Below are 23611 nucleotides of genomic sequence, written 5' to 3'. Positions count from 1 at the left end.
CCTGAGAGGGACCCGACGGCGGGCAGCGGGTGCGCGCCACGTCGCCGTCGGCGGAGGGAGTGGTGCCTGTTCGCCTCAGAGGGGAACGTCGGACGACCGACCAGCCGAACTGTCTCCGGACGTGTTCGTCCGCGTTCCGCAGCCGCTGGAACCCACGGGACGGCCATCGAACTCCCTGATGGAGCCCGAGCTCGCAGTCTGTCGGTTCTTCGAGCGACTCCCCCTGCGACGCTCGGACTCACTCGGAGAACAGTGCCACGACCGTCGTCGGGTCTATCTCCCCGGCGTCCGTGTGAGCATCCGACTCACGTGCGACCGCGAGCGGGTCGTCGACCAGTCGCCGTCGGAGCCGAGCGGCCAGTGTCGCCACCGCCTGCTGACGCTCCGCTGTCAGCTCACCGCTGGCGGCGAGCTGCGAGCACGCACGCTCGACGGCCTCGCGCTGTGTGCGTCTGGCGCGTCGTTCGGCGCTCGTCGGGAGGTCGTCGTCCATCGTTGGCTGGGTCGAAGTCATGCCCGTCGCGGCTCGGGGAGCGGACCGTCGTACCCGTCGGGCACGTACGGGCAGAGCGGGTCGCTCTCCAGCGGGTCCCCCGTGTGGGCGTACGCCCGGGAGCGGCTGCCGCCGCAGACGTGCCGGAACTCGCACGCCCCGCACTTCCCGCGGAGCGCGTCGGCGTCGCGGAGCCGTCCGAACAGCGGCGCGTCCCGGTAGATGTCGACCAGGCTCTCGTCGCGGACGTCGCCCGCCGACTCGGGCAGGAACCCGGAGGGGTACACCTCGCCGACGTGGCTGACGAACGCGAACCCGTCGCCGGCGGTGATGCCGGTCCGACGACCGATGCCGGCCGGTGGTCCGCGCGCCGTGGTTCCATCGTCGATCCCGTCGCCCTGCCGTCGCTGGAGTCCGACACGTCGGTACTGAGGGGCCTCGGTCGTCTTGACGCCGAAGTCGGACGTCTCGCGAACGTCGTGGAGCCAGCCCATCACGCGGTCGGCCCGTTCGGGTGACATCGGGTCGAGGAGCCGGCCGCGACCCACCGGCACGAGGAAGAACACCGACCAGAGGACGGCCCCGAGGTCGGCGACGAGCTCGCGGATGGCGGGGAGTTCGTCGACGGTGTCGGCACAGACGGTCGTGTTCACCTGGAGCGGGAGCCCCGCCTCGTGGGCCTGGTGGGCCGCGCGGACCGTCGACTCGAAGCTACCGGACTCGCCGCGGAAGGCGTCGTGGGGTGCTGGCGAGCCGCCGTCGATGCTCAGGGCGAGCCGGCGCAGGCCCGCGTCGGCGAGCTCGTCGAGCCGGTCGCGGGTGAGCGAACTGGTCCCGCTCGGGGTCATCGTCATCCGGAGTCCCCGCTCCGTCCCGTAGTCGACGAGTTCGACCGCGTCGTCGCGGGCGAGCGGGTCGCCGCCGGAGAGCACCACGATCTGTCCCTCGGCGAACTCGCGGGCCTCGTCGAGCAGGCGCTTTCCCTCGGCGGTCGTCAGCTCGTCCGGGTGCCGGCGTGGCTGTGCGTCGGCGCGGCAGTGCTCGCAGGCCAGCTCGCAGGCCTGGGTCAGCTCCCAGACCAGCACGAACGGGCGTTCCTCCGTGTGCACCTGCATGGTCAGGTGTCGTCGGGGAGCGTCCAGTCGTCCTCGAGGTGGACCCGGGTGACGTGGCCGCCGCAGCCGCACTGCTCGACGTACTCCCAGCGGGCGGCGTCGCCCACCGCCTCGACGAGCGCGTCGAACAGGTACGCCTCCGGGTGGCCGCAGTCGCCGTGGGTGACGAGGTTCACGTGGAACCCCGGCCGGGTCTCGGAGATGGCCGTCAGTGCATCGTCGACGACCAGCTCCGGGCTGTCGGCGTACTCCGGTTTCTCCAGGTTCACCGACCAGGAGCCGTCGTGTGGTTCCGCGGTGACCGATTCCGTGTCGTCGTGCGAGACGCTCGTCATACCCGACACTCGGGACGGAACGACCGAAACAGGGCTGCCGAACATGTCCGTCACGCTCGGTAGCGAACGTGTTCGGGGACACCACCCAGTGAGTGGCGGCCCTCGGGGCAGGTATGGACGCCGAGGTACTCCGCGAGGCGACGGCTGCACCGACGGACAGACCGTGTGAACTGCTCGACGCGCGCGAACTGCCACCGCCGGAGCCGCTCCAGCGGACCCTCGAGTGGACCGCCGATGCGAACGGTACGGTGCTCGTACAGGTGAACGACCGCGCCCCGAAGCACCTCTACCCCCGGTTGGCGGACCGCGGATTCCAGTACGATACCGCGGAGACGGACGACGGTGTCGTCACCGCAGTCTGGAAGGAGTAACGAGCAGGCGGTGGACGAGTGGTCAGGGGAGCGACGCTACTTCTTCGGCAACGTCGCGACGAACTCGTCGTCGGCGACGCGGTCGACGGTGTAGCCGTCGGCGTCGAAGTCGTCGACCTCGGCCTGGAACTCGTAGAACAGCGGCTTCGGGTCGTGGTCGTTGACGAGGGTCAGCGCCTCGCCGGCGTCGAGTTCGTCGAAGGCATCGTGTATCGTCGGGTGGCGCTGCTGTGGGGGCAGTTCGCGGACGTCGATCTGGTTCTCGGACATCGGGTGGGGGTAGCGCGGGCTGACGCGTGGGCGTTGGCCCGAACACGTTCGCCCGGCTACGAGACGGTGACGCGGACGAGGTAGCTGAAGGTCCCGCCACCGCCGTCGGGGAGCCTGACGCCGACGCCATCGTCGACGACGTACTCCCCCGCCGGCACGTCGGGCGCGAGCTCGAACGTCGCACCCATCGACTCGCCAGCGGGGATCTCCGTGCCGACGCCGATGTCGTTGACGGCGGTCACGGTCCGCCCGTCGGTGTGGACGTGGCTGCTCTCCTCGTAGGCGTCGCGCCAGAGGAGCGAGCGGAACGACTCGTCGTCCTCGGAACGGAGGGAGAGGACGCCGAAGGGAGCCGGTGCGCCGCTCGTCACCGAGACGGTACCGTCGGCGTCGTTCCGCAGCCGGAGCTCGAACGCCGGAACGTCCAGGTCGGTGACGACCGTCGCCGACACCGAGACCGGCAACGGCTCCCGGTTCTCCACGTAGGTCGTGTAGAACCGGCCGTCGAGGTAGAGGTAGTCGTGGGCGTCGAGCCCGTCGAGCAGGCCCGCGGGCGGGTCGTCGAGGGCGAACGTCCCCGAGGTCGTCGCAGCCTCGGAGAGGGTCGAACGGACGTCGGCAGGGGCGTCCCGGGCGTCCCAGACGGGCTCCTCGACGAGGTCGGTCGGTTCGACCGCGGTGGCGGTGACGGTGAAGGGTGGTGCCGCGTCCTCGGTGGACCGGGTCAGGCGGACGACGCCCTCGCCGCGGTACTCCACCGCGTCGTACGCCGTGAGGAACTCGTCGAGCGACGGCCAGACGTACGGCGTCCTGAAGCCGTCCTCGAGGGCGATGCGGACGAGGCCGGAGAAGACGACCCCATCGTGTGTCACCGCCTCCCGGTAGGCCTCCTGCGAGGCGACGCTGTCGACCTCGCTCTCGTCGACGCGCTCGCCGGTGATCTCGGAGACGGGGAGGGTGTGCTCGAGCCGGTAGTACTGCTCGCCGTCGACCACGTGCCGTGTCCGGGCGACGAGGCGCTGGAGCCACAGTGGCGTCTCGTCGGTCTCGTACCCACCGTCGAGGGCCGCCTCGACGACGGTTCGCTCGGGGTCGTCGAGCTCGGAGACCGCCGCGGGTTCGGCCGCCGGGCCTCGCCCCAGGTCGTTCAACCGGAGGACGTACTGCCCCTGGTTCGTCGACTCGACGGCGAGGTCGGTGACCGACGGCGAGCCGTCACCGCCGTCAGTCGTGGCCCTCGTGGTCGTCGGGTCGCCCGTGGATGGGGTATCGGTTCCGGCCGGGTCCTCTGCGGAGAGGGAGTCGGTACAGCCGGCCAGGAGCCCGCCGAGTGCGGCCGTCGGGAGGAGCTTCAGGGCGTCTCGTCGCTGCATGCCAGGAGGTTCGAGACGCCAGCGCAAAAGCCCGGTCCAAGCTCAAACGTCCGTTGCACCGTGTACAATCTAGTTGTATTCGTAAGTTATACACGCCCCCGCGCCGATGACGGACGCATGGCCTTCAGCGACGAACTCCTCGCGGCGGGCGATCACATCTGGAAGGCACAGTACGAGCACCCGTTCGTGACCGAACTCGCGGACGGCACGCTCGACGAGGCCGCGTTCCGGCACTGGGTCGAGCAGGACTACCGCTACCTGCTGGACTACGCGCGGACGTTCGCCATCGCGGGGACGAAGACACGCGACGAGGCGACGATGGCCCACCTCCTCGGCGTCGCCCACACCGTGCTCGACTACGAGATGGACCTCCACCGCGAGTTCGCGGCCCAGTACGACCTCACGCCGGGGGACCTCGAATCCGTCCGGAAGACCCCGACCTGCGTCGCGTACACGAACTACCTCGTCCGGACGGCACACGAGGGCTCCGTCGCCGAGATCGCCGCGGCCATCTACCCCTGCGGGCAGGGCTACCTCGACGTCGCCCGGCACATGGCCGACCGGATGGACGACGAGCACCGGTACACCCCGTTCGTCGAGAAGTACACGAGCGACGAGTTCGTGGAGGCCGTCGGCTGGCTGCGCGAGTTCGTCGACCGCTGTGGCGAGCGCTACCCCGGCGAGCACGACGCCATGCGCGAGGCGTTCCTCACGAGCGCCCGGCTCGAACACTCGTTCTGGGAGATGGCGTACACGCGGGAGGACTGGGCGGTCTGAGGACCAGGGGGTCGGCGGTCAGTACTCCGGGCGCTGGGCGCGGACGAGGTCGGCGAGGTGCTGTTGCTCGTCGGCGAGGAGCTCGGTCAGGTCGTCGGCGGTGATGATCCCTTCGAGGGACTCCCCTTCACAGACCGGGAGGCGACGGACCCCGTTTTCGGCCATCGTGGTGGCCGCCTCGTAGAACCCGTCCCCGCGCTGGACCGTACAGAGGTCCTCGGTCATCACGTCCCTCGCGGTCAGGTCGGTCGGGTCACGCGCCGCTGCGAGGACCCGGACGGTCAGGTCGCGGTCGGTGACGATGCCGGCGGGCACATCGTCGCGCGTGACGACGACGCTCCCGACCGATTCTTCGTCCATGGTCGCAGCGAGGCTTTCGATCGATGTGTCTGGCGGTGCGGTCACGACGTCGCTTCTGGCTAGGTCTTCGATTGGCATTGGTGCTCCCCTCCAGTCCGAACTACGCGGAGTACCACATAAACAATTGTTATGGTTCTCGGTTCGGAGGAACGTCGCCGGGGCGCTCGGTCGACGGCGGACCGTCAGACCGCCTCGATGGTGACGTGCCACTCGTCGGGCGCGACCTGTTCGGTCCCGTAATCGAAGCCGCGCCGTTCGAGGACGTCGTACAGCGGGACCGGCTCGAAGGCGTTCACGAGCAGCAGTCGCTCGCTGTCAGACAGTTCGGCGAGCGCGTCGTCGATGTGGCCGAACGGCTCGCCGTCTACGTCCCGTACGTCGAGCACCCGCGTGGGCTCGTCGGTGTGCATACCGGCAGTTGGGATGCGTGACGGGTGGGCATTCTCCCGAAGGTGTTCGGCACGGTCCGAACATGTTCGGGAACACTGATTGGGGTGCGGTCCCACTACGGTGAGACAGGAACAATGCCACGCGCAGAACTCACCCTCACCGTACCCGAGGGGGTCTGGATCGGCGACATCTCGCGGGAACACCCCGAGGCGCGCCTCCGGATCCTCGCCGCGCTCACCGACGACGACGCCGGCGTCGGACTGGCGGAGGTCATCGCGGCGGACCTCCCACCGGTCATCACGGCCATCGACGCGGACGACACGGTCACCGAACTCGAGGTCCTGCAGGCCGACGACGGCAAGGCGCTGGTCCAGTTCGAGACCACGACACCGTTCCTCCTGCTCCCGGTGCAGGGCTCCGGTGTGCCGCTCGAGATGCCGTTCACGCTGGAGAACGGGAAGGCGGAGTGGGAGATCACCGCACCCCAGCACCGACTCTCGGCGCTCGCCGAACAGCTCGACACGTTCGGCATCCCCTACACCGTCGAACAGGTGAGCCAGCGCGTCGAACCCGAGCGACTGCTCACCGACAGCCAGCTCCGCCTGCTGCTGGCGGCCGTCGACCACGGCTACTACGACACACCCCGTGACTGCTCGCTCACCGAGCTCGCAGACGAGCTGGGGATGGCGAAGTCGACGGCCTCCGAGACGCTGCACCGCGCGGAGGAGGCCGTCGTGAAACGGTTCGTCGAGAACGTCGACGAGGACGTGCTGGTCGAGCACTGACCGACCATGAGCAGTGACAGCCTCGCCGTCGATAGCGACAGCCACGGACAGCCCGACCCTCGCGCGGTCGTCGGCGCGCTCGCCGACGACGACTGCCGGGCCATCGTCGAGTTCCTCGACGAACCCGCGACCGCAGGCGAGGTCGCCGAGGAGGCCGATGTCCCGCTCTCGACGACCTACCGGAAGCTCGACCGGCTGGTCGACGCCGGGCTGGTGACCGAGCGCACGGACGCGCTCCGGCGCGGCCAGCCGACGACGCGGTACCGACGGGCGTTCGAGTCGGTCCGGGTCGAGACGGACGAGGGCGGCTCGCTCGCGGCTGTCGTGGAGGAGCGGGCCGAGACTGCGGACGAGCGCCTCGAGGACCTCTGGACCGAACTCCGGATGGAGACCGGCGGCGGGACGTAACGCGAGAAGCGAAGGCCAGGGCTCCTATTCGACGACGACTGCGCCCCTCATCCCCTGTTGCTCGTGGGGCGTGCAGACGTACTTCGTCGTGCCTGTGGCGTCGAACGTGTGGTCGAACGTGTGGCCCTCGCTCCCGACGAGGTCGCTCTCGAAGCTCCCGTCCTCCGCGACGACGTTGTGGCTCCCGCCGCTGCCGGTCCACTCCCAGACGACGGTGGTGCCGGCGTCGACGCGGATGGCCGGCGGGTCGAACGCGAACGCGCCGCCGTTGCCCTGGGCACCGACGGTCACCGTCACCTCGGACTCGCCGGTGTGGTCGGCGACGCCGTCGAAGTTGCCGACGTTGTCGAACCAGCCGTCGAACTCGGTGTCGCCGCCGTCGTCGCCGTTCTCGTCGTCGTTGTCGCCACCCCCGCCGCCGAGACAGCCAGCGATGCCGGTGAGGGCGGTCGCGGTCGCTGCGGTCTTCACGAACGTCCGTCGGTCGAGTCTCGTATCGCGAGCCATTACAGGCGGGACTTACCCACTCGTCGGGAAAGGCGTCGCTCAGATTCCAGCCGGCCGAGAAGGCGTCCGAACACGTTCGCCGGGCGAAGGCCGCCTGCTCGTCGCTCACGAACTGGTTCATCTCCCGGTCCTTCCGCTGGCGAACCTGTTCGACCGGTCTCCTGTGGCCGGGGACCGGGGGTACCGTCACAAGTGGCCGACGGTACCAGCTCCGCCTGTATGCGAGTGAGACGAGGCACCCTCGCGAAACTGCTCGCCGTCGTGTTCAGCCTCGTCGAGATGGGGCCGGGGGCGCGCGCTACTCGTACCAGCACACCCCGCCCATCCCGACGGAGGTCGCCGGACCCGACGGCGACGTGGCCGTGACGGACGCACAGGTGCGTGAGGGCGAGACGGTGATGTAGCAGAACGGACTGATGAACCACGGCACCATCCTCGACGACGGCGAGGACTCCACCGCCGACGTGCTGGAGCTGAAGACGCGGTTCATGCGCGAGTACTACGCCGAGGAACGCTACGGCGGGGCCTCCGACGCGCTCCTGGCCGAGGAGCAGGCGGCGGAGTTGTCCGCCCGCCAGCGGCTGCGCTGGGCGTTCTGGCTGTGGAACGTCGGGCTGGCGGTGATGGTGTTCGTCTCCGTCCTGCCCGTCGGCTTCCTGCAGCTCGACGCCGCGTTCACCGAGAGCAACGCCTACGCGCGCAGTCTGGAGTTCTACAACAGCGAGACCAGCCAGCTGCTGTTCTGGGCGTGCCTCCCCGGTGACACGCTCATCATCCTCGGGACCGGGGTCTTCGCCTACGACGTGCGGCTGAAGCGGTTCTCGCTGCGGGACGTCTCCAGCAGCGAGGACCGACCCTCCTCCATTCCCGAACCGGGTGCTCGACGAGGACGACGACTGACCCCATCGCCCCGTTTAAGTACCTCGTCCGAACACCTTCGCGGTGGTTTCACCCGGGTGAGAACCGCCTACTCGGTTGATGTGGGGTCCGTGACAAGCAACGCACGTGGGGTGACCACCAATGTTTGACACCACGCGGCGGCGCGTCGTACAGGCCCTCGGTCTCGGTGGCGCAGCGAGTCTCGCCGGCTGCACCATCGGCGGACAGGAGGCACAGGGCACCCAGTCGACCACGGTAGCGTCCACCCGGAGCCAGGACGGCCCGGCCGAGACGACGGTCGACCGCATCGCGGCCGATCCACGCGACCTGCCGGATCCGGTCGACTGGAGCGAGCCGCGACGCCACGAGGTCGAACTCGAAGTCACCGAGGAGACCGCCGAGATCGAACCCGGCGTCACGTTCGACTACATGACCTTCGACGGGCGCGTGCCCGGGCCGATGCTCCGGGTGCGCCGGGGCGACACGGTCAACCTGACGCTCTCCAGCCCCGACAGCAACTCGATGCCGCACAACATCGACCTGCACGCGGTGTACGGGCCGGGCGGCGGGGCCGAGGCGACGAGCATCAACCCCGGCGAGAGCGCGACCATCGAGTTCCGGGCGATGTACCCCGGCGTCCACATCTACCACTGTGCGGTGCCGAACCTCGACCAGCACATCAGCGCCGGCATGTTCGGGGCCATCCTGGTCGAACCCGAGGACGGCCTGCCCGAGGTCGACCACGAGTTCTACTTCGGCCAGCACGAGATCTACACCGACAAGGCCGCCGGCGAGGAGGGTCACCACGGCTTCGACTTCGAGGCGATGAAGAAGGAGGAGCCGAGCTACGTCGTCTACAACGGCGAGGCGTACGCCTTCACCGAGAACGGCTACGGGCCCGTCGAGGTGGACAAGGGCGACCGCGTCCGCATATTCATGTCCAACGGCGGCCCGAACCTCACCAGCTCCTGGCACGCCATCGGCAACGTCTGGACCGACTTCTACCGGGACGGCGCGCTCGCGAACGAGCCCGAGAACTACGTCGAGACCGCGCCGGTCGCGCCGGGCACGGTGGCCTGCGCGGAGATCGACACGCCCGTCCCCGAGCCGATCAAGCTGGTCGACCACGCCCTCACCCGGGTCGCCCGGAAGGGCATGATGGGCGTCATCCAGGTGAACGGCTCGCCCGAACCCGACATCTTCGACCCGGACCCCTGACCGGTGACCGTCGCGACGGCACCCGCGACCGCAGCCCGGCGGGCGACAGCGGTCTGTCGTCCCGACGCCCGCACGGGGGCGGAGCGGTACTTTTAAACGCGTGAGACCCCCGAATTACGGTAATGGCTTTTGAGGAGCTCCTGGAAGACCCTGTCATCCAAAAGTACCTCCACGAGCTGGTCGGTCCGAAGGGCATGCCGGTCGCGGCCGCCCCGCCGGACGGCGAGGTCACCGACGAGGAACTCGCAGAGGAACTGGACCTGGAGCTCAACGACGTGCGCCGGGCCCTGTTCATCCTCTACGAGAACGACCTCGCCTCGTACCGACGGCTCCGCGACGAGGACTCCGGCTGGCTCACCTACCTGTGGACGTTCCAGTACCAGAACATCCCGGAGAACCTGGAGGAGGAGATGTACCGACTGCTCGATACGCTCGCGGACCGCAACGAGTACGAGCGCAACCACGAGTTCTACCTGTGTGAGGTCTGCTCCATCCGCTTCGAGTTCGGCGAGGCGATGGACTTCGGCTTCGAGTGCCCCGAGTGTGGCTCGCCGGTGGAGTCGATGGACAACGAGATGCTGGTCACGGCGATGGAGGAGCGCATCGCGGACCTCCGTGACGAACTGAACGTGGACGCGAGCGCATAATGGTCGTCCTCGCAACCAAGGTGTACGTCGAGGGCGACGCGCGGAACCGGTCGCTGGACGCGCTGCGCGCGCTGGTCGACAACGAGGTCGGCGAGCTCGACGTCGAGTACGACATCGGCGTGCGACACGACGACTTCCCGACCGTGACAATCGAGGGGCCGGACGCCGTCGCGGCCCGGAACGTCCTCGCCGAGGAGTACGGCGAGATACTGCCCCAGCTCGAAGCCGGCGAGACGTACGTCGGCACCCTCCAGCGGTGGGACGACGAGGGCTTCGTCCTCGACGCCGGCCAGCACGTCCGCATCCCGGCGGACGAGCTCGGCCTCGGCCCCGGCAGTCCGGAACAGATCCGCGACCGCTTCGGCATCGTCCAGCACCTCCCGATGCGGTTCGTCTACGGCGGCGACGACGAGCCCTCCCGGCTGGCCGACGAGGAGCGCGACCGGCTGTACGAGTGGACCCGCGGCACGGGCCGGCTGAACGTCAACAGCGCGACCCGCGGCGAGGTCCGCGCGACCATCAACCGCGCCGGTCACGCTCAGGACATCGTCACCGTCGAACGCCTCGGCCTGCTCGAGCACTCCGTGGTCTGCCGCGAGGGCACCGACCCGCCGGGCCTGCTCGCCAGCGTCGGGGAGTACCTCCCGGCCGAGCTGAAGTGCGTCGTCCCATAGTATGAACCGTCGACTGCTGCTCGGAGCCGGGCTGGCCCTGCTGCTCGTCGCCAGCGCCGGCTGTCTCGGGTTCTTCGACGACGGCATCTCCGACGCACGGCTGGACCGCAACGCCACCTACGAATGGGAGGAGGTCCCGAACTGGGACACCACGAACGGCACACCCGAGCCCGTCGAGACCGACGAGACGACCGACGTGTACGTCAACGTCACCGGCGGTGCGTACCACGCGGTCTACCACATCGACAACCGCACCGACGAGGAGTTCGAGGTGTGGACCCGCGGCATCAGCAACGACAACCCCGTCGACATCTCGGCGCTGCGGTTCCGCTACGCGAACGGGACCACGGTGAACGGCTCCGAGCTCCGGGTGTACAAGACCAACTACCGGACCCACGTCGTCCTCCCGACCGAGGAGGAGGGCGACACGGTCAACGGGACGCTCGCGTTCTCCGGTCCCGCCGAGCCCAAGCACTTCCGGATGTGGAACTACATGGAGGGTACCTACGAGGTCGTCCTGCCGGCCGGCTTCCGCACGTCCTTCTTCCTGTTCGGGCAGGTCGTCCCCTCGGCGGACAACAGCTACGTCGACGACGACAACCGGCTCCACCTCGAGTGGACGGACGAGGAGAGCCCCGTCTCCGGCCGGATGACGATCAAGTACTACCTCCAGCGCGACTACTACATCTTCACCGGCACCGCAACCATCCTCGGGCTGGCGGCGGTGTTCGGGCTGGGCTACTACTGGTACCAGATCCGGGAGCTCACCGAGCTGCGCGAGGAGATGGGCTTCGACAGCGGTGACGACTCCGGATGACTCCCCGCTAGCGCGCGTTTTTTGTCCACGCCGACCCTTGCCCGAGGTATGCGCGTAGCCGTCGTGACCGTCGGCGACGAACTCCTGAGTGGCGACACGGCGAACACCAACGCGACGTGGCTCTGTCGCCGGCTCACCGAGCGCGGCGTCGACGTCGAGCGCGTCCTCACGGTGCCGGACGACGTGGGCGACATCGCCCAGGTGGTCAACGAGTCGCTGGCGGCGTACGACGCGGTCGTCGTGACGGGCGGGCTCGGACCGACGCACGACGACCTGACGATGGAGGGTGTGGCGGCGGCGGTCGGCCGGGAGGTCGAGTCCAGCGCGGAGGCCGAGGCGTGGCTCACCGAGCAGGGAGGCTACGCGGCGAGCGACCTCGCACCCGGCACTACGCACCTCCCGGCTGGAGCGCGGGTGCTGCACAACGAGGCCGGCGTCGCGCCGGGCTGTGTCGTCGAGTCCGTCTACGTCCTGCCGGGCGTTCCCGAGGAGATGGAGGCGATGTTCGAGCAGGTCGCCCCGGAGTTCAGCGGGACGATACGCCACGTCGAGGTCGTCGACGCCGACGAACCCGAATCGGCGCTCGTCGAGCGGGTCGCCGAGCTGCGCGAGCGCTTCGACGTACGGGTCGGCAGCTACCCGGGCGAGACGGTGTCGGTGAAGCTCTCCGGGGTCGACGAGGACGAGGTACGGGCGGCGGCGACCTGGCTGCGCGAGCGGGTCGACGAACCCGGAACGTAGGCCCGGTCAGGCAACCCGGTCGTCGGGTAGCCCGGAGCCGAACTCGCGCTGCATCGAGAGCGCGTGGGCGAAGTCGGCCTCGGAGAGCACGCCGATGACGGAGCCGTCCCGCGTCACCAGCGCGTTCTTCGCTCGCGTGCTGTTCAACGCCGCCAGCGTCTCGAAGGCGTCACCGCTGGCCTCGAACTGGGGTACCTCCTTTGCGACACTGCCGACCGTGGTGGTCTCCCTGTCGTCCGGATCGACGGAGCGCATGTCGGCGAGCGTGACGATACCGACGACGGTCCCGGCCTCGTCGGTCACCGGGTAGGTCGTCCGTCGCTCGCGAAACATCCGGTCGGTGAACGCGGCGACGGTCTCGTCGGCGGGGACCGTCGGCACGTCCCGGCTCATGACGTCCCCGACGGTGATGCCCTCCAGCAGCTCGTCGAGCAGCACGGTCCGGGACTCGGAGGTCGCCGCGCCGTAGATGAACAGCGCGAGCAGCAGCAGGATGGGGTCGAAGTTGATGGCGCCGACGACCGCGAAGAGCATCGCGAACACGATCCCGATCCGAGCCGCGATGCGCGTCGCGCTCCCGTACGGCCGGTTGCGTGCGAGCAGCGCCCGGAGGATGCGGCCGCCGTCCATCGGGAAGGCGGGCAGCATGTTGAACACCGCGAGGATGACGTTCGCGACCGCCAGCCACCCGAAGACGAACTGGACGACCGGCAGCGACGACGGCGTCACGAGCAACAGCCCGGCGGCGACGGCGGCGGTGACCACGCTCGTTATCGGCCCGGCGATGGCGATCCAGAACTCCTTGTTCCACTCGCGGGGGATCTCCGAGAGCGCGGCCAGTCCGCCCAGAATCCAGAGCGTGATGGACTCGATGCCGAGCCCGTACCGGAGCGCGACCCAGGCGTGGCCGAGCTCGTGCAGCGTCACGCTGACGAACAGCCCGACCGCGGCTGCGGTGCCGACGACCCACGGCGTCGAGCCGGTACTGAGTGCCTCGGTGTCGACCGCGACGCCGAACGCACTCTCTATCCAGCCCGCGTAGAGGCCGATCTGTGTGCCGCTGCCGAGCAGCCAGGCGAGTATCGGCAGGAACACCACGAGCGAGATGTTGATGCGGATTGGGATGCCCCAGACTCTGAGGACGGTGAGATTTCGCATACCCCCCTCTAGGGGCCTTGGTGGGTTAAAACGGGCGCACGGATAGCGGTCTACCGGTAGATGTGGAGCAGCCAGCCGACGGTCAGTGCCAGGCTCGCGACGAGGACGACCCACCCGGTGCCCGGGAACGGCAGCGCGCTCTGCAGGACGAAGTTCATCATGGCTCGCGCTTGCGTCCCCGATAGCTTAAACGTTCACATGTCGGGCAATGCGGGGACCGGGCTTTCGGGTGCTGCAACGTCGGGGTGGCGTCGTGCAGGGCGATTCGGGTACCGGAAACGCGTCCTTTTTCCACCGGACCGACCAAGGGACGGCAAATGCGAATCGGGGTCGTCGTCAATCCCATCGCCGGGATGGGCGGACGCGTCGGACTGAAAGGGACCGACGGGAAGGTCGCCGAGGCACGCGAGCGCGGCGCGGAGCAGCGCGCACCCGAGCGTGCGGTCGAGGCACTGACGACGCTCCGCGGGGCCGCGGGCGAGCCCGTCGAGCTGTTCACGGCCGGCGGTGCGATGGGCGAGCAGGAGGCCCGCGAGGCCGGGTTCGAGCCGACCGTCGTCACCGAGACCGGCGACGAGACCGATGCTGGGGACACGCGCGCGGCGGTCGAAGCCTTCCTCGACGCCGACGTCGACCTCGTGCTGTTCGTCGGCGGCGATGGGACCGCTGTCGACGTGGCGAAGACGCTCCAGGCGGCCGGCGTGGACACGCCGATGCTCGGCGTGCCCGCCGGCGTCAAGATATACTCCTCTGTGTTCGGCGTGACGCCCAGGGACGCGGGGCGCGTCGCGGCGACGTTCGACCGCGTCGCGGACCGGGAGGTGAACGACATCGACGAGGACGCCTACCGCGGCGGCGAGGTACGGACGACGCTCCACGCGGTCGTCCCGGTGCCGGTCGCGGAGGCGGTGCAGTCCTCGAAGCAGGTCGGTGGCGGCACCGTCGACTCGCTGGCGGAGGGGTTCGCCGAGGAGGTCGACCCCGACGTGACGTACATCCTCGCACCGGGGAGCACCGTCGGTGCCATCAAGCGCGAGCTCGGCTTCGAGCCGTCGCCGCTGGGTGTGGACGTCTGGCGCGACGGCGAGGTGCTGGCGTACGACGCGACCGAGGACGAGATACTGGACGTGCTCGGCGAGCGGAACGTCATCGTCGTCTCGCCCATCGGCGGGCAGGGGTTCATCTTCGGCCGGGGCAACCATCAGATCTCGCCGGCGGTCATCGAACGCAGCGAGGTCGAGGTCGTCGCTTCCCGGGACAAGCTCGACGACGTTGGCGTCCTCAGGGTCGACACCGACGACGAGGCCGTCAACGAGTCGCTGCGGGGCTGGCAGCAGGTCCGGGTCGGCCGATACGAGCGACGGCTGCTCAAGGTCGCCTGAGTCGTCGGCCCCCAGAGGCGGCTAATCCTGCCACACCCGGAGTTTCGTAAGGGGTGGTATTATCAGGTACTACGGGATATAATCCCGAGGGAGTCAAATATAAGGTCTCCCCATGGCTACGGGAGGGCATGGAAACGCGAAAGGTCCAGCGGCTCGGACCGTCCACGCTGGCGATGACGCTGCCGGCAGAGTGGGCGAAGGAGCAGGACGTCGAGAAGGGCGACGAGGTGTCGCTGCGGATGGGTGGCAAGGGAACGCTGACGGTGATGCCGGAGTCGGCGAGCACCGAGGAGTCCGAGGCCATCATCCACGCGGACAACCTCGACGCGGACGCCGTCGAGCGCGCCATCGTCGCGCAGTACGTGCTCGGGCGGCGGGTCATCCGCGTCGTCCACGAGGGCGGCACGCTCCCCTCGGAGCACATCAACGCGGTCTACCAGGCCGAGACGCAGCTGATGGGTCTCGGCGTCATCGAGGAGACGCCCGAGAGCATCGCCATCCGCTGCTCCGTCGACCCCGAGGACTTCACGCTCGACAACCTGCTCGAGCGCCTCGAGTCCACGGGCTCGACGATGCGCGGCGAGGCCATCAAGGCGCTCGCCCACGGCAACCCCGACATGGCCCAGCGCGCGCTCAACCGCGAGCGCCAGGCGAACAAGATCTTCGTGCTGATGCTGCGGCTCATCTTCACGGCCTACCAGAACCCGAACCTCGCCCGCGCGGTCGGGCTGGACGAGGGCTTCCCGCTCATCGGCTACCGCTCCATCGCGAAGAACCTGGAGCTGACCGCGGACAACGCCGAGGACATCGCCGAGATCGTCATGGAGACGGAGAATCACACCCTCAACGTCGACCAGCCCGTGATGCGCCGCATCCGCGAGTTCACGGAGAAGGTCGACGAGATCACCGCACTCGCGGTCGAGGCGGCCGTCGAGCGCGACTACGACAAGACCATCGAGGTGCGCCGGCTGTTCCACGAGATCAGCGACCGCGAGCGCGAGATCCTCGACGACCTCCCCGAGATGGACAACAAGGACCTCCTGCAGGTACGGGAGGTGCTCGTCAGCCTCCAGCAGACCGCCCAGTACGCCATGCGGAACGCCGAGATCGCGGTCAACCTCGCGCTCAACGAGGAGTCCGAGCACGTCGAGATCAACTGAGCGCGCAGTACTCTCGTTCTCCGTCCGGAGCTACCGCTCGTCGAGGCTGTTGGAACCCGGACGGCGTCGGCCTCAGTCGGCCGTCGCCTCCGGCATCGGCTCCTCCTCGTTCGCGTCCGCGGACTCGGAGTCGGTCTTCGCGACCGTCAGCGGACTCCGGCTCGTGATCTCGCAGTCGAAGGCCGGATGCTCCGCGAAGTGTCGCACCAGCATGTGCCGGCGCGAGCCCGTGATACCGGTCCGACCGACCGCGTCGGCCCCGAACTCGTCGGGCAGGCGGTCGTACAGCCGGCGGACGGTCTCGAAGCTCTCGAACACCTTCGCGTTGCCCGCGGAGTCGGCCCCACGACGGGTCACCTCGTAGGAGCCGTCCTCGCGGTGGACGCCCGTGGTGCGGAAGAACTCGCGGCGTTCGACCAGCGCGTCGCCGATCTGGTCCTGCAGCGCCATGGCTTCTCGGCGCGTGAGCGTGCGGTTCGATTCACCGATAGAAACGACGATGGACTCTGGAGTGGATTCGACGGTGATCTCGTTACCGTCGGAGAACTCGACCAGGAGACTGGGTACTCCGGTTCATGTACGCTACTGTGAGCGTGCCGGGATAATAAGCGTGTTGCCGGCGTCAGCACTCGCCGCACCCGTTCACGCGAGTCTTGCCGCATCTGTCGGTGCCGCACCAGCCGTGCGGGCACCGAGGATGCCGCCGCCGTCGGTGGTCGTCCCGCCACCGCTCGTCGTGCCGTCGTCACCGGAGCCGTCGTCGGTCGTGGTCCCGCCGTCCGTCGCGGTGTCGTCACCACTCCCGGTGGTCCCGTCGTCGGTCTCGGACCCATCCGTCCCATTCTCACCGCCCGCGTCGGTCGCGTTCTTCGTGCCGAAGATGTCCGTCTCGATGGTCTCGGTGTAGGTGAACCGGTCCATCGGGATCTGGATGCTCGTCCCGCCGATCCGGGTGGTCACGCTGAAGTCGATGCGGAGGTCGGTGACCTGATCCCGCTGGAGGTGGCTCACCCACCACTCGTCGAGGTTCGTGTTGTCGATGGTCGTCACGGTCCTGACCTGGGTCACCTCGCCGGGTTCGAGGATGTACTCGCGGTCGTTCGTCCCCTCGCCGACGGTGATGTCGTTCATGTTCACCGCGTACTCGATCTGGGAGATGGGGATCGCGTAGGACTTCGGGTTGTAGACGTAGAAGTCGAGCACGATGGGCGTCGACTCGTTGGTCACGTCGCCCCACTGGCCGGCGGTCCGGTTGACGTACAGCACCGGGTCGGACACCAGCGGCCGGTCCGCGTTCACCTCGCGCGTCTCGGTGGAGTTGAACGACGAGAGCAGGTCGGTCCGGATGGTCCGCTCCTGTGGCACCGCGAACGAGCGACCGACGAGCCCCGAGCGGACCGTCGCGTCGATGCGCACCTGGGTCTGCTCACCACGACGGATGTGGCTGGCCCACCAGCGCGGTATCTCCTCGTTCTGGAGGTAGCTCCGGGTCGTCACCGTCGACTGCCCCGGCTGGACGTCGATGTCGTCCCGCCCGCCGGTCGCCATCGTGATGTCGTTCATGTTCACCTCGTAGTTCGCGGAGACGTCGAGGAAGCCCGTCCCGACCGGGTTCGGGTTCTGTACCCCGAGCTCGGTCTCGATGACCGTCGTCGACTCGTTCGTCTCGCCGAAACGGTTCTCGACGCCCGTCACCGACGGGACACCGAGGAGGCCAAGCAGGTACGCCGCGACGACCATCCCCACGAGGCCGACCACGACGACGGCACCGACCCGGAGTTTGCTCCCGAACAGGAGGCGCTTCACCGTCGCGGGCCCACCACCACTGCCCGTCTTCGCACTTGCCGACCCGTCACCGCCGTCCGTTCCCTCTGTCATTCCGCTTGACCGAAGTGCCCCACCGGTAAAAGCTCTTGAGCCAACGTCCGTAGGATGGTGGGTCGCACCGTCGACAGCAGGGATTAAGACCCTCCCCTCGATAGTCACGCCCATGAGTCAACACACGTCCGGGTCGAGCGACAAGGCGATCGGCTTCTCCACCGCCTTCGGCATCGCCGCCGTCCTGAGCGCCGTCGCGATGGCCGTCTTCGGCATCCAGTATCTCGGTGGGACGTCCAGCGCACAGGTGGCCGGCAGCGCGGCGTTCGCGGGCGCGATGGTCTTCGCGATGCTCTCGGTCTTCGCGCTGCAGTGGTGGGACCGCTGACACGGTGGAGCAAAAATCGTTATTAGCGTGAGGCCCCTACCTCCAGTTAGACGATGAGCGATTACTCCGACGAGGAGCAGCGGATACTCGCCTACCTGCGAGACAGCGTCTCGAAGGGGCAACAGTACTTCCGTGCGAAGAACATCGCCGACGCCATCGACCTCTCCTCGAAGCAGGTCGGCTCGCGGCTCCCACACCTCTCGGAGAAGTCCGAGGACGTGGACATCGAGAAATGGGGTCGCTCCCGGTCGACGACCTGGAAGGTAACGGTCAGTTAACCCGATTCCGCTGCGTTTTTGGCCACGAGGGAACCAGATATCGTATGACAGTCCGGGTCGAGCGCACGTTCGAGTTCCCGGTTACCCCCGAGCGGGTCTGGGCGTTCATCGCGGACCCGGAGCTCCGCGCTCGCCCCATCAGCGTGGTGGACCGCTTCGAGCTCCGCAACGAGGACGGCACCGAGGCGACGTGGCACGTCGAACTGCCGATCCCGCTCATCCGGCGTACCGTCGCCATCCGGACCCGCGACGTCGACCGTCGCGAGCCCGAGTTCGTCCGGTTCGAGGGCCGTTCGAAGGTGATGCGGGTCACCGGTGAACACGAGATCCGGGAGACGGAGGAGGGCTGTACCCTCACGAACCGGTTCATCGTGGACGGCAAGCTCCCCGGCGTGGAACGGTTCTTCGAACGGAATCTGGACGGCGAACTGGACAACCTCGAAGCCGCACTGCGCGAGTATCTGGAGCTGCCGGCATGAAGCTCGCACTCGCCCAGCTCGAGGTCGAGCCCGCCGCCGTCGACGCCAACGTCGACCGCGCGGCCGCGGCCGTCGAGTCCGCCGCCGACCGTGGTGCGGACCTCGTCGCGCTGCCGGAGCTGTTCAACGTCGGCTACTTCTCGTTCGACGTCTACCAGCGCGCCGCCGAGGGACTCGACGGGGAGACGCTCACCCGGCTCGCCGACGTCGCCGCCGACAACGACGTCGCGCTGCTCGCCGGCACCGTCGTCGAGGACCTCGCGGAGACCGCCGCCTCCAGCGCGGTCCCGACGCCCGCCGAGGACGGGCTGGCGAACACCGCGGTGCTGTTCGACGCCGACGGCGAGCGCCAGCTCGTCTACCGCAAGCACCACCTGTTCGGCTACGGCTCCGCCGAAACCGAGCTGCTGGTGCCCGGCGAGCGCATCCCGACCACGGAGCTCGGCGGTTTCACCGTGGCCGTCACGACCTGCTACGACCTGCGGTTCCCCGAACTCTACCGCGAGCTCAAAGACCGGGGCGCGACCCTGACCCTCGTGCCGAGCGCGTGGCCCTACCCCCGCGTCGAGCACTGGCAGACACTCCCCCGTTCCCGGGCCATCGAGAACCTCTCCTACGTCGCCACCATCAACGGCAGCGGCGCGTTCGACGACGCCACCCTGCTCGGCCGTTCGACCGTCTACGACCCGTGGGGCACGCCCGTCGCGACGACGGACGACCGCCCCGACCTCGTCGTGACAGCGGTGGACCCGGGCGAGGTCGACCGCGTCCGCGAGGAGTTCCCCGCCCTCGACGACGCTCGTCTCTGAGCGCTGTCAAAGTCGCGGAGTTTATACGTTCGCGCTCCAAAGCAGTGGTTGCCGGAGAGACGCTTTTCACGTCGATTCCGGCAAACGCCCGTCGCACCTACGCCCGCGCCCACTTCCGTTCCGCGGGGCTACCTAGGAGCCTATCGCGGAACGGAACTCTCGCCTCTACCTTGCCCGAAGCGGCGGCGGCGTCGCTTCGAACCCGCCACTCTCGTGGCCCGCACTCCTGTCCCTCGCGGGCCGTCGTTCGCGGCGACCGACAGCCATCCGTTGCCGTGAGGAGCCATCGCTGTTTCCGTGTCCCGTCAGCCGAGGCATTCCCACCAGCTATCGACGATGCGCACTGGTCAATTCTCATACATTTGCTCCGCGAGGGCGCCCGACAGCGCCGAGGACTGCCGCAGAACGTAACTGACTCCCCGACTGTTCAGGTTCACGAAGTACGTCGGGTCCCGATTTATACCCCCTCGGGGGAGACGCTCCCCATGGTTCGACACGAATCACCGAAATCTTCGGGTGGCCGACTGCCCGACAGGTCGGGCGACGAACCCGGCGGAGCACGTGACGGCGTGGTGAACAGGCGGACACTCCTTCAGACGATGTCGCTCGTCGGGGGCGTCGGTCTCGCGGGGTGTGCGACGATAGAGGCCTTCGTCGGGGGAGATGACGGGTCGGACGAGTCGGACGAGCAGACCACGACGTTCGGGTACGGCGGCACCCCGACGCCGACCGCCACGTCGGTGGCGACCACGGTCGCCACGACCGCGGCCGGCTCGAGCACGACGACGGCCACTCCGACGCGGACCGCGACCGAGACGTCCACGCCGACGGCGACGCGGACCGCGACCGAGACGTCCACGCCGACGACGACCAGAACGACGACGACCACTCCCGAGGACGATTACGGCGAGCAGGGCTACGGGCAGTACGGCTACGGGGGGACCCGCTGATACGATGACCGACAATCACTCCTACAACACGCCCACGAGAGGGGCGACCGACTGGCACGTCCCGCTGAACGACAACTTCGAGCGACTCGACGCCGACGTCGAGGTGAGAGACCGCGAGTCGAACCGCGACGACTACGCCGCGAAGGCCGGCGCGAAGTTCTTCGCGACGGACACCGGTGCGACGTTCATCGGTGACGGCTCGAACTGGAACCGGCTCGCGACGACCGGCGAGGCTCCGACCTACCAGAACGTGAGCGTCACGGACCCGCCCGCCGCGAACACGGACGTCGCGCGCAAGGCCGAACTCGACGGGAAGGCGGACACGGCACACACCCACTCCGGGGACGACATCTCGCCGGAGACCGTGACCGCGGACCGAATCGAGGCGACCACGGTGGTCGCGTCCGACGCCGGCACGACGGTCTGGGGGGCCTACCAGCATCCGGTCCCGTCGGGAACCACGACGACCGTCGAGTTCGAGAGCGTCGAGACCGACCAGCGTAGCCAGTGGGACGACGCGAACCACCGCATCGAGGTCACCGAGCCCGGGAACTACCTCGTCTCCGCGGGGGTCTCCTGGTACGACACCCCCAGCGAGGGCACGAACCACTGGTTCACGGTCAGACGGAACGGGAACCTGGGCGTCCTACAGGACTTCGACAGGGGAACCGCGGACTCGACGCTGCAGGCGACCAGGCCGGTGCTCGGCGTCCAGACCGGCGATACGTTCCAACTGGAGGTCGAGCAGTACGAGGGGAGCGAGCTCCGAATCGGCGGCAGTCGTATCTCGACGTTCCTCTCGGTCGTCCAGCTCTGAGCCGTCCCCCGTGACTACCCAGCTTAAAGAAGAGAGCGAGTACGTAGCGTCGCCGGGTCCTCAGTCGTCCGTCTGCGTCTTGATGTCCGCGCTCAGGCCCTGTGCCATCTCGATGTCCTTCGAGTTGTTGAGCGTCCAGGCGGTGCGCTCGGTGACGGCCTCGATGACCTCGCGTGCGCTCGGGTAGCCGTTGCCGGACTTCTTGACGCCGCCGAAGGGCAGCTGGACCTCGGCACCGATGCAGGGTAGGTTGCCGTAGGCGAGGCCGATCTCGGCGTTGTCGCGGTAGTAGTTGATCTGACGGTAGTCCTCGGAGATGATGGCACCGGCGAGCCCGTACGGCGTGTCGTTGTGGATCTCGACGGCGCGCTCGATGTCACCCGAGTACTCCAGCAGGGCGACGTGCGGGCCGAAGCACTCCTCCTTGATGCAGCGCAGGTCGGTGTCGTACTCTATCTCGTAGACGAACGGGCCGACCCAGTGGCCGTCCTCGTGGCCGTCGGGGATCTCGTCGTCGTTGAGCTCGAAGCGGTCGACGAGCACGTTCGCGCCCTCCTCGCGGGCCATCTCGTTGTGGCGGCGGATCTTCTCGACGTGGCCCTCCTCGATGGCCGGGCCCATGAACGTGTCCTCGTCGAGCGGGTCGCCGACGGCGATGTTCTGTGCGACCTCGACGTAGCGCTCCTTGAACTCGTCGTAGACGTCCTCGTGGACGATGAGGCGCTCGGAGGAGACACAGCGCTGGCCGGTCGTCTTGAAGCTGGACATCACGGCGGAGTGGACGGCGACGTCGAGGTCGGCCTCCTCGGTGACGACGATGCCGTTCTTGCCACCCATCTCACAGGCTGCGAGCTTGCCGGGCTGACCGCCGACCTTGCTCGCGACCTCGTGGCCGACCTCCGCTGAGCCCGTGAACAGCACCGTGTCGGTGATGTCGCTGTCGACGATCTCCGCACCCGCGTCGCCGAAGCCCTGGACCATGTTGAACACGCCGTCGGGGATGCCCGCGTCGACGAACATCTCGGCGATGATCTGGGCGCACCACGGCGTCTGCTCGGCGGGCTTGAACACGACGGTGTTGCCCTCGACGAGCGCGACGGCCATGTGCCAGAACGGGATGGCGACCGGGAAGTTCCACGGCGTGATGCAGCCGACGACGCCGCGCGGTTTCCGCCGCATGTAGGCGTCCTTGCTCGGGATCTCGGAGGGGACCACGTCACCCTTCGGGTGGCGGGCGTCGCCCGCGGCCCACTCGACCATGTGCGCGGCCTCGACCACGTCGGCCTTGCCCTCGCTGATCTCCTTGCCGCACTCCTTGGTCACGACCGCGCCGAGCTCGTCGGTGCGCTCGCGCAGCTCGTGGTAGATGTCCCAGAGGTACTCCGCGCGGTCGATGTGGGACATGGCCTGCCACATCTCGGCGGCCTCGTCGGCGGCCTCCAGGGCCTCCTGTACGTCCTCGGGTGTTCCACGGTGGAACTCGCCGAGGGTCCCGCCCGTCGCCGGGTTCTTGCTCTCGAAGGTCTCGTCGCCGTGACCGTCGGTCCACTCACCGTCGATGTAGTGCTGGTAGGTGTCGATGTCCTGCTGGCTCATAACGAATCAGGTAAAATTTTCGCTGCCACCCGTCAAAAAGGCTGCTATGTGCGGGACTGCGCGTCCCGCCCATGGTCGGATACACGTTCAAATCCGGTGTTGGTTTCACACGCAGAAATGTAATTTTATCGACTGGACGTGGGTGTCTCTGGGTATGAACACCTCGCGCCGCGAGCTGCTCGCCGCGACCGGCACGTGCCTGGCAGTGGGGGTGTCCGGCTGCAACGACGGTGGCAGCAGCGACCCAGCGACGACCGCACCGCCGACCACCAGCCCATCCCCCGCCGACGCGACCGTCGAGGTCGACGCCGCGGGCTTCGAACCGCTGTGCGTCTCCGTCGACCCGGGCGACCGCGTCCGCTGGGGGAACGTCGACGCGACCGCACACGACGTCACGCCCGACACCGATGTCGGCGGTGCCACCGACTGGTCGTTCGACGCCGAGACCGTCGCGGCGGGCGAGCCGCTCGACCGCGTGTTCGAGGAGCACGGACTGTACGCCTACCGGTGCAGCATCCACGGGCGCGAGGCGATGTGCGGCGCGGTCGTCGTCGGCGACGTGAGCGTCGACACGGCGTTACCCTGTCAGGACGGATAGGAGGAGACGCTGAACCCA

Annotated in this window: 30 protein-coding genes and 1 pseudogene; 19 read left to right on the top strand and 12 right to left on the bottom strand. The window is 68.3% G+C overall.

Going from position 1 to position 23611, the window contains the following annotated elements:
* Window positions 1–238: 238 nt before the first annotated feature.
* From NO345_RS15170 to NO345_RS15160, 3 genes are read right to left on the bottom strand one after another with little or no spacing between them, the layout of a single operon-like run.
* Window positions 239–514 carry a hypothetical protein gene (locus tag NO345_RS15170; RefSeq protein WP_256300570.1) on the bottom strand — a complete coding sequence of 92 codons (276 nt, stop codon included), beginning with the start codon at window positions 512–514 and terminating at the stop codon, window positions 239–241.
* Window positions 511–1608 (bottom strand): TIGR04053 family radical SAM/SPASM domain-containing protein, encoded by a 1098-nt coding sequence (locus tag NO345_RS15165; RefSeq protein ID WP_256300568.1) that lies wholly within the window; start codon window positions 1606–1608, stop codon window positions 511–513. The genes NO345_RS15170 and NO345_RS15165 overlap by 4 nt, the downstream gene beginning before the upstream one ends.
* Before the next feature lie 2 nt (window positions 1609–1610).
* Window positions 1611–1943 (bottom strand): CGCGG family putative rSAM-modified RiPP protein, encoded by a 333-nt coding sequence (locus NO345_RS15160; RefSeq protein WP_256300566.1) that lies wholly within the window; start codon window positions 1941–1943, stop codon window positions 1611–1613.
* Window positions 1944–2056: 113 nt separating this feature from the next.
* Between NO345_RS15160 and NO345_RS15155 the strand changes: the two genes are divergently transcribed.
* Window positions 2057–2314 carry a DUF2249 domain-containing protein gene (locus NO345_RS15155; RefSeq protein ID WP_256300564.1) on the top strand — a complete coding sequence of 86 codons (258 nt, stop codon included), beginning with the start codon at window positions 2057–2059 and terminating at the stop codon, window positions 2312–2314.
* Window positions 2315–2350: 36 nt separating this feature from the next.
* On the opposite strand, the gene NO345_RS15150 is transcribed toward NO345_RS15155, so the two are convergent.
* Together NO345_RS15150 and NO345_RS15145 are read right to left on the bottom strand one after the other, a co-directional pair.
* Entirely contained in the window at window positions 2351–2584 is a 234-nt protein-coding gene (locus tag NO345_RS15150; protein ID WP_256300562.1) for a DUF2249 domain-containing protein, read from the bottom strand.
* A 56-nt stretch (window positions 2585–2640) separates the two neighbouring features.
* Window positions 2641–3957 carry a DUF8130 domain-containing protein gene (locus NO345_RS15145; protein WP_256300560.1) on the bottom strand — a complete coding sequence of 439 codons (1317 nt, stop codon included), beginning with the start codon at window positions 3955–3957 and terminating at the stop codon, window positions 2641–2643.
* Window positions 3958–4074: 117 nt separating this feature from the next.
* Here NO345_RS15145 and tenA point away from each other — a divergent pair, with 117 nt between their 5' ends.
* The gene (tenA, locus tag NO345_RS15140; protein ID WP_256300558.1) at window positions 4075–4734 is read left to right on the top strand and encodes a thiaminase II; all 660 of its coding nucleotides are present in this window, start codon (window positions 4075–4077) and stop codon (window positions 4732–4734) included.
* 18 nt (window positions 4735–4752) lie between these two features.
* On the opposite strand, the gene NO345_RS15135 is transcribed toward tenA, so the two are convergent.
* Window positions 4753–5172: a CBS domain-containing protein gene (locus tag NO345_RS15135; RefSeq protein ID WP_256300556.1), complete on the bottom strand. Its 420-nt coding sequence runs from the start codon at window positions 5170–5172 to the stop codon at window positions 4753–4755.
* 104 nt (window positions 5173–5276) lie between these two features.
* On the bottom strand, window positions 5277–5504 hold the full coding sequence (locus NO345_RS15130) for a DUF2249 domain-containing protein (protein ID WP_256300554.1): 228 nt from the start codon (window positions 5502–5504) through the stop codon (window positions 5277–5279).
* A gap of 114 nt (window positions 5505–5618) precedes the next feature.
* Between NO345_RS15130 and NO345_RS15125 the strand changes: the two genes are divergently transcribed.
* Together NO345_RS15125 and NO345_RS15120 are read left to right on the top strand one after the other, a co-directional pair.
* Window positions 5619–6269 carry a helix-turn-helix domain-containing protein gene (locus NO345_RS15125; protein ID WP_256300552.1) on the top strand — a complete coding sequence of 217 codons (651 nt, stop codon included), beginning with the start codon at window positions 5619–5621 and terminating at the stop codon, window positions 6267–6269.
* A gap of 6 nt (window positions 6270–6275) precedes the next feature.
* On the top strand, window positions 6276–6677 hold the full coding sequence (locus NO345_RS15120; RefSeq protein WP_256300551.1) for a DUF7342 family protein: 402 nt from the start codon (window positions 6276–6278) through the stop codon (window positions 6675–6677).
* Between the two features lie 24 nt (window positions 6678–6701).
* Here the strand turns inward: NO345_RS15120 and NO345_RS15115 are convergent, their stop codons facing one another.
* Window positions 6702–7184 carry a halocyanin domain-containing protein gene (locus NO345_RS15115; RefSeq protein WP_256300549.1) on the bottom strand — a complete coding sequence of 161 codons (483 nt, stop codon included), beginning with the start codon at window positions 7182–7184 and terminating at the stop codon, window positions 6702–6704.
* Between the two features lie 581 nt (window positions 7185–7765).
* Between NO345_RS15115 and NO345_RS19990 the strand changes: the two are divergent.
* The 6 genes and pseudogenes from NO345_RS19990 to NO345_RS15085 all read left to right on the top strand — a co-directional run.
* Window positions 7766–8084 (top strand): annotated as a pseudogene (locus tag NO345_RS19990) (nitric-oxide reductase large subunit); the annotation flags it as partial.
* A 120-nt stretch (window positions 8085–8204) separates the two neighbouring features.
* Entirely contained in the window at window positions 8205–9281 is a 1077-nt protein-coding gene (gene nirK, locus NO345_RS15105) for a copper-containing nitrite reductase (RefSeq protein ID WP_256300545.1), read from the top strand.
* A 122-nt stretch (window positions 9282–9403) separates the two neighbouring features.
* Window positions 9404–9928: a transcription factor gene (locus NO345_RS15100; RefSeq protein ID WP_256300543.1), complete on the top strand. Its 525-nt coding sequence runs from the start codon at window positions 9404–9406 to the stop codon at window positions 9926–9928.
* Entirely contained in the window at window positions 9928–10602 is a 675-nt protein-coding gene (locus NO345_RS15095; protein WP_256300541.1) for a DUF2110 family protein, read from the top strand. Before NO345_RS15100 ends, NO345_RS15095 begins: the two co-directional genes overlap by 1 nt.
* Before the next feature lies 1 nt (window position 10603).
* Complete coding sequence (locus tag NO345_RS15090) at window positions 10604–11419, top strand: DUF5803 family protein (protein ID WP_256300539.1); 816 nt, start codon at window positions 10604–10606, stop codon at window positions 11417–11419.
* A gap of 48 nt (window positions 11420–11467) precedes the next feature.
* Window positions 11468–12160 (top strand): competence/damage-inducible protein A, encoded by a 693-nt coding sequence (locus tag NO345_RS15085; protein ID WP_256300537.1) that lies wholly within the window; start codon window positions 11468–11470, stop codon window positions 12158–12160.
* A 6-nt stretch (window positions 12161–12166) separates the two neighbouring features.
* On the opposite strand, the gene NO345_RS15080 is transcribed toward NO345_RS15085, so the two are convergent.
* A complete protein-coding gene (locus NO345_RS15080) occupies window positions 12167–13318 on the bottom strand; it encodes a site-2 protease family protein (RefSeq protein WP_256300535.1) in 1152 nt (383 codons plus the stop codon).
* 317 nt (window positions 13319–13635) lie between these two features.
* Here NO345_RS15080 and NO345_RS15075 point away from each other — a divergent pair, with 317 nt between their 5' ends.
* Entirely contained in the window at window positions 13636–14700 is a 1065-nt protein-coding gene (locus tag NO345_RS15075; protein ID WP_256300533.1) for an ATP-NAD kinase family protein, read from the top strand.
* Window positions 14701–14828: 128 nt separating this feature from the next.
* Complete coding sequence (locus tag NO345_RS15070) at window positions 14829–15860, top strand: phosphate signaling complex PhoU family protein (RefSeq protein WP_256300531.1); 1032 nt, start codon at window positions 14829–14831, stop codon at window positions 15858–15860.
* Window positions 15861–15932: 72 nt separating this feature from the next.
* Here the strand turns inward: NO345_RS15070 and NO345_RS15065 are convergent, their stop codons facing one another.
* A complete protein-coding gene (locus NO345_RS15065) occupies window positions 15933–16388 on the bottom strand; it encodes a DUF7528 family protein (protein WP_368407883.1) in 456 nt (151 codons plus the stop codon).
* A 114-nt stretch (window positions 16389–16502) separates the two neighbouring features.
* Entirely contained in the window at window positions 16503–17738 is a 1236-nt protein-coding gene (locus tag NO345_RS15060; protein WP_256300528.1) for an LEA/WHy family protein, read from the bottom strand.
* Window positions 17739–17850: 112 nt separating this feature from the next.
* On the opposite strand from NO345_RS15060, the gene NO345_RS15055 reads away from it, so the two are divergent.
* The 6 genes from NO345_RS15055 (at window position 17851) to NO345_RS15030 (ending at window position 21399) form a co-directional block, all read left to right on the top strand.
* Window positions 17851–18066, top strand: a complete 216-nt coding sequence (locus NO345_RS15055) for a DUF7525 family protein (RefSeq protein WP_256300526.1) — start codon at window positions 17851–17853, stop codon at window positions 18064–18066.
* A gap of 53 nt (window positions 18067–18119) precedes the next feature.
* Window positions 18120–18344: a DUF7123 family protein gene (locus NO345_RS15050; RefSeq protein ID WP_256300524.1), complete on the top strand. Its 225-nt coding sequence runs from the start codon at window positions 18120–18122 to the stop codon at window positions 18342–18344.
* 44 nt (window positions 18345–18388) lie between these two features.
* On the top strand, window positions 18389–18823 hold the full coding sequence (locus NO345_RS15045; RefSeq protein WP_256300522.1) for an SRPBCC family protein: 435 nt from the start codon (window positions 18389–18391) through the stop codon (window positions 18821–18823).
* Entirely contained in the window at window positions 18820–19632 is an 813-nt protein-coding gene (locus tag NO345_RS15040) for a nitrilase-related carbon-nitrogen hydrolase (protein ID WP_256300520.1), read from the top strand. Before NO345_RS15045 ends, NO345_RS15040 begins: the two co-directional genes overlap by 4 nt.
* Window positions 19633–20117: 485 nt before the next feature.
* The gene (locus tag NO345_RS15035) at window positions 20118–20582 is read left to right on the top strand and encodes a hypothetical protein (RefSeq protein WP_256300519.1); all 465 of its coding nucleotides are present in this window, start codon (window positions 20118–20120) and stop codon (window positions 20580–20582) included.
* Between the two features lie 4 nt (window positions 20583–20586).
* A complete protein-coding gene (locus NO345_RS15030) occupies window positions 20587–21399 on the top strand; it encodes a hypothetical protein (protein WP_256300517.1) in 813 nt (270 codons plus the stop codon).
* Between the two features lie 60 nt (window positions 21400–21459).
* Here the strand turns inward: NO345_RS15030 and NO345_RS15025 are convergent, their stop codons facing one another.
* Window positions 21460–22995 (bottom strand): aldehyde dehydrogenase family protein, encoded by a 1536-nt coding sequence (locus NO345_RS15025; protein ID WP_256300515.1) that lies wholly within the window; start codon window positions 22993–22995, stop codon window positions 21460–21462.
* Window positions 22996–23149: 154 nt separating this feature from the next.
* Here NO345_RS15025 and NO345_RS15020 point away from each other — a divergent pair, with 154 nt between their 5' ends.
* Entirely contained in the window at window positions 23150–23593 is a 444-nt protein-coding gene (locus NO345_RS15020) for a cupredoxin domain-containing protein (RefSeq protein ID WP_256300513.1), read from the top strand.
* The last annotated feature ends 18 nt before the right edge of the window (window positions 23594–23611 follow it).

Source organism: Haloarchaeobius salinus (assembly GCF_024464185.1).
In the GTDB taxonomy this organism is placed as follows: domain Archaea; phylum Halobacteriota; class Halobacteria; order Halobacteriales; family Natrialbaceae; genus Haloarchaeobius; species Haloarchaeobius salinus.
Note: the sequence above shows the minus strand (reverse complement) of the source record. Positions and strands in the feature narration are given on the sequence as shown.

What these genes read in the sequence shown, in the direction of transcription:
- NO345_RS15100 (WP_256300543.1), top strand. Translation starts at nt 9,404, where the DNA reads ATGGCTTTTGAGGAGCTCCTGGAAGACCCTGTCATCCAAAAGTACCTC.
- NO345_RS15070 (WP_256300531.1), top strand. Translation starts at nt 14,829, where the DNA reads ATGGAAACGCGAAAGGTCCAGCGGCTCGGACCGTCCACGCTGGCGATG.
- NO345_RS15095 (WP_256300541.1), top strand. Translation starts at nt 9,928, where the DNA reads ATGGTCGTCCTCGCAACCAAGGTGTACGTCGAGGGCGACGCGCGGAAC.
- NO345_RS15115 (WP_256300549.1), bottom strand. Translation starts at nt 7,184, where the DNA reads ATGGCTCGCGATACGAGACTCGACCGACGGACGTTCGTGAAGACCGCA.
- NO345_RS15135 (WP_256300556.1), bottom strand. Translation starts at nt 5,172, where the DNA reads ATGCCAATCGAAGACCTAGCCAGAAGCGACGTCGTGACCGCACCGCCA.
- NO345_RS15145 (WP_256300560.1), bottom strand. Translation starts at nt 3,957, where the DNA reads ATGCAGCGACGAGACGCCCTGAAGCTCCTCCCGACGGCCGCACTCGGC.
- NO345_RS15050 (WP_256300524.1), top strand. Translation starts at nt 18,120, where the DNA reads ATGAGCGATTACTCCGACGAGGAGCAGCGGATACTCGCCTACCTGCGA.
- NO345_RS15055 (WP_256300526.1), top strand. Translation starts at nt 17,851, where the DNA reads ATGAGTCAACACACGTCCGGGTCGAGCGACAAGGCGATCGGCTTCTCC.
- NO345_RS15045 (WP_256300522.1), top strand. Translation starts at nt 18,389, where the DNA reads ATGACAGTCCGGGTCGAGCGCACGTTCGAGTTCCCGGTTACCCCCGAG.
- NO345_RS15130 (WP_256300554.1), bottom strand. Translation starts at nt 5,504, where the DNA reads ATGCACACCGACGAGCCCACGCGGGTGCTCGACGTACGGGACGTAGAC.
- NO345_RS15090 (WP_256300539.1), top strand. Translation starts at nt 10,604, where the DNA reads ATGAACCGTCGACTGCTGCTCGGAGCCGGGCTGGCCCTGCTGCTCGTC.
- NO345_RS15025 (WP_256300515.1), bottom strand. Translation starts at nt 22,995, where the DNA reads ATGAGCCAGCAGGACATCGACACCTACCAGCACTACATCGACGGTGAG.
- tenA (WP_256300558.1), top strand. Translation starts at nt 4,075, where the DNA reads ATGGCCTTCAGCGACGAACTCCTCGCGGCGGGCGATCACATCTGGAAG.
- NO345_RS15160 (WP_256300566.1), bottom strand. Translation starts at nt 1,943, where the DNA reads ATGACGAGCGTCTCGCACGACGACACGGAATCGGTCACCGCGGAACCA.
- NO345_RS15170 (WP_256300570.1), bottom strand. Translation starts at nt 514, where the DNA reads ATGACTTCGACCCAGCCAACGATGGACGACGACCTCCCGACGAGCGCC.
- NO345_RS15060 (WP_256300528.1), bottom strand. Translation starts at nt 17,738, where the DNA reads ATGACAGAGGGAACGGACGGCGGTGACGGGTCGGCAAGTGCGAAGACG.
- NO345_RS15075 (WP_256300533.1), top strand. Translation starts at nt 13,636, where the DNA reads ATGCGAATCGGGGTCGTCGTCAATCCCATCGCCGGGATGGGCGGACGC.
- NO345_RS15030 (WP_256300517.1), top strand. Translation starts at nt 20,587, where the DNA reads ATGACCGACAATCACTCCTACAACACGCCCACGAGAGGGGCGACCGAC.
- NO345_RS15080 (WP_256300535.1), bottom strand. Translation starts at nt 13,318, where the DNA reads ATGCGAAATCTCACCGTCCTCAGAGTCTGGGGCATCCCAATCCGCATC.
- NO345_RS15150 (WP_256300562.1), bottom strand. Translation starts at nt 2,584, where the DNA reads ATGTCCGAGAACCAGATCGACGTCCGCGAACTGCCCCCACAGCAGCGC.
- NO345_RS15155 (WP_256300564.1), top strand. Translation starts at nt 2,057, where the DNA reads ATGGACGCCGAGGTACTCCGCGAGGCGACGGCTGCACCGACGGACAGA.
- NO345_RS15020 (WP_256300513.1), top strand. Translation starts at nt 23,150, where the DNA reads ATGAACACCTCGCGCCGCGAGCTGCTCGCCGCGACCGGCACGTGCCTG.
- NO345_RS15120 (WP_256300551.1), top strand. Translation starts at nt 6,276, where the DNA reads ATGAGCAGTGACAGCCTCGCCGTCGATAGCGACAGCCACGGACAGCCC.
- NO345_RS15085 (WP_256300537.1), top strand. Translation starts at nt 11,468, where the DNA reads ATGCGCGTAGCCGTCGTGACCGTCGGCGACGAACTCCTGAGTGGCGAC.
- NO345_RS15165 (WP_256300568.1), bottom strand. Translation starts at nt 1,608, where the DNA reads ATGCAGGTGCACACGGAGGAACGCCCGTTCGTGCTGGTCTGGGAGCTG.
- nirK (WP_256300545.1), top strand. Translation starts at nt 8,205, where the DNA reads ATGTTTGACACCACGCGGCGGCGCGTCGTACAGGCCCTCGGTCTCGGT.
- NO345_RS15040 (WP_256300520.1), top strand. Translation starts at nt 18,820, where the DNA reads ATGAAGCTCGCACTCGCCCAGCTCGAGGTCGAGCCCGCCGCCGTCGAC.
- NO345_RS15125 (WP_256300552.1), top strand. Translation starts at nt 5,619, where the DNA reads ATGCCACGCGCAGAACTCACCCTCACCGTACCCGAGGGGGTCTGGATC.
- NO345_RS15035 (WP_256300519.1), top strand. Translation starts at nt 20,118, where the DNA reads ATGGTTCGACACGAATCACCGAAATCTTCGGGTGGCCGACTGCCCGAC.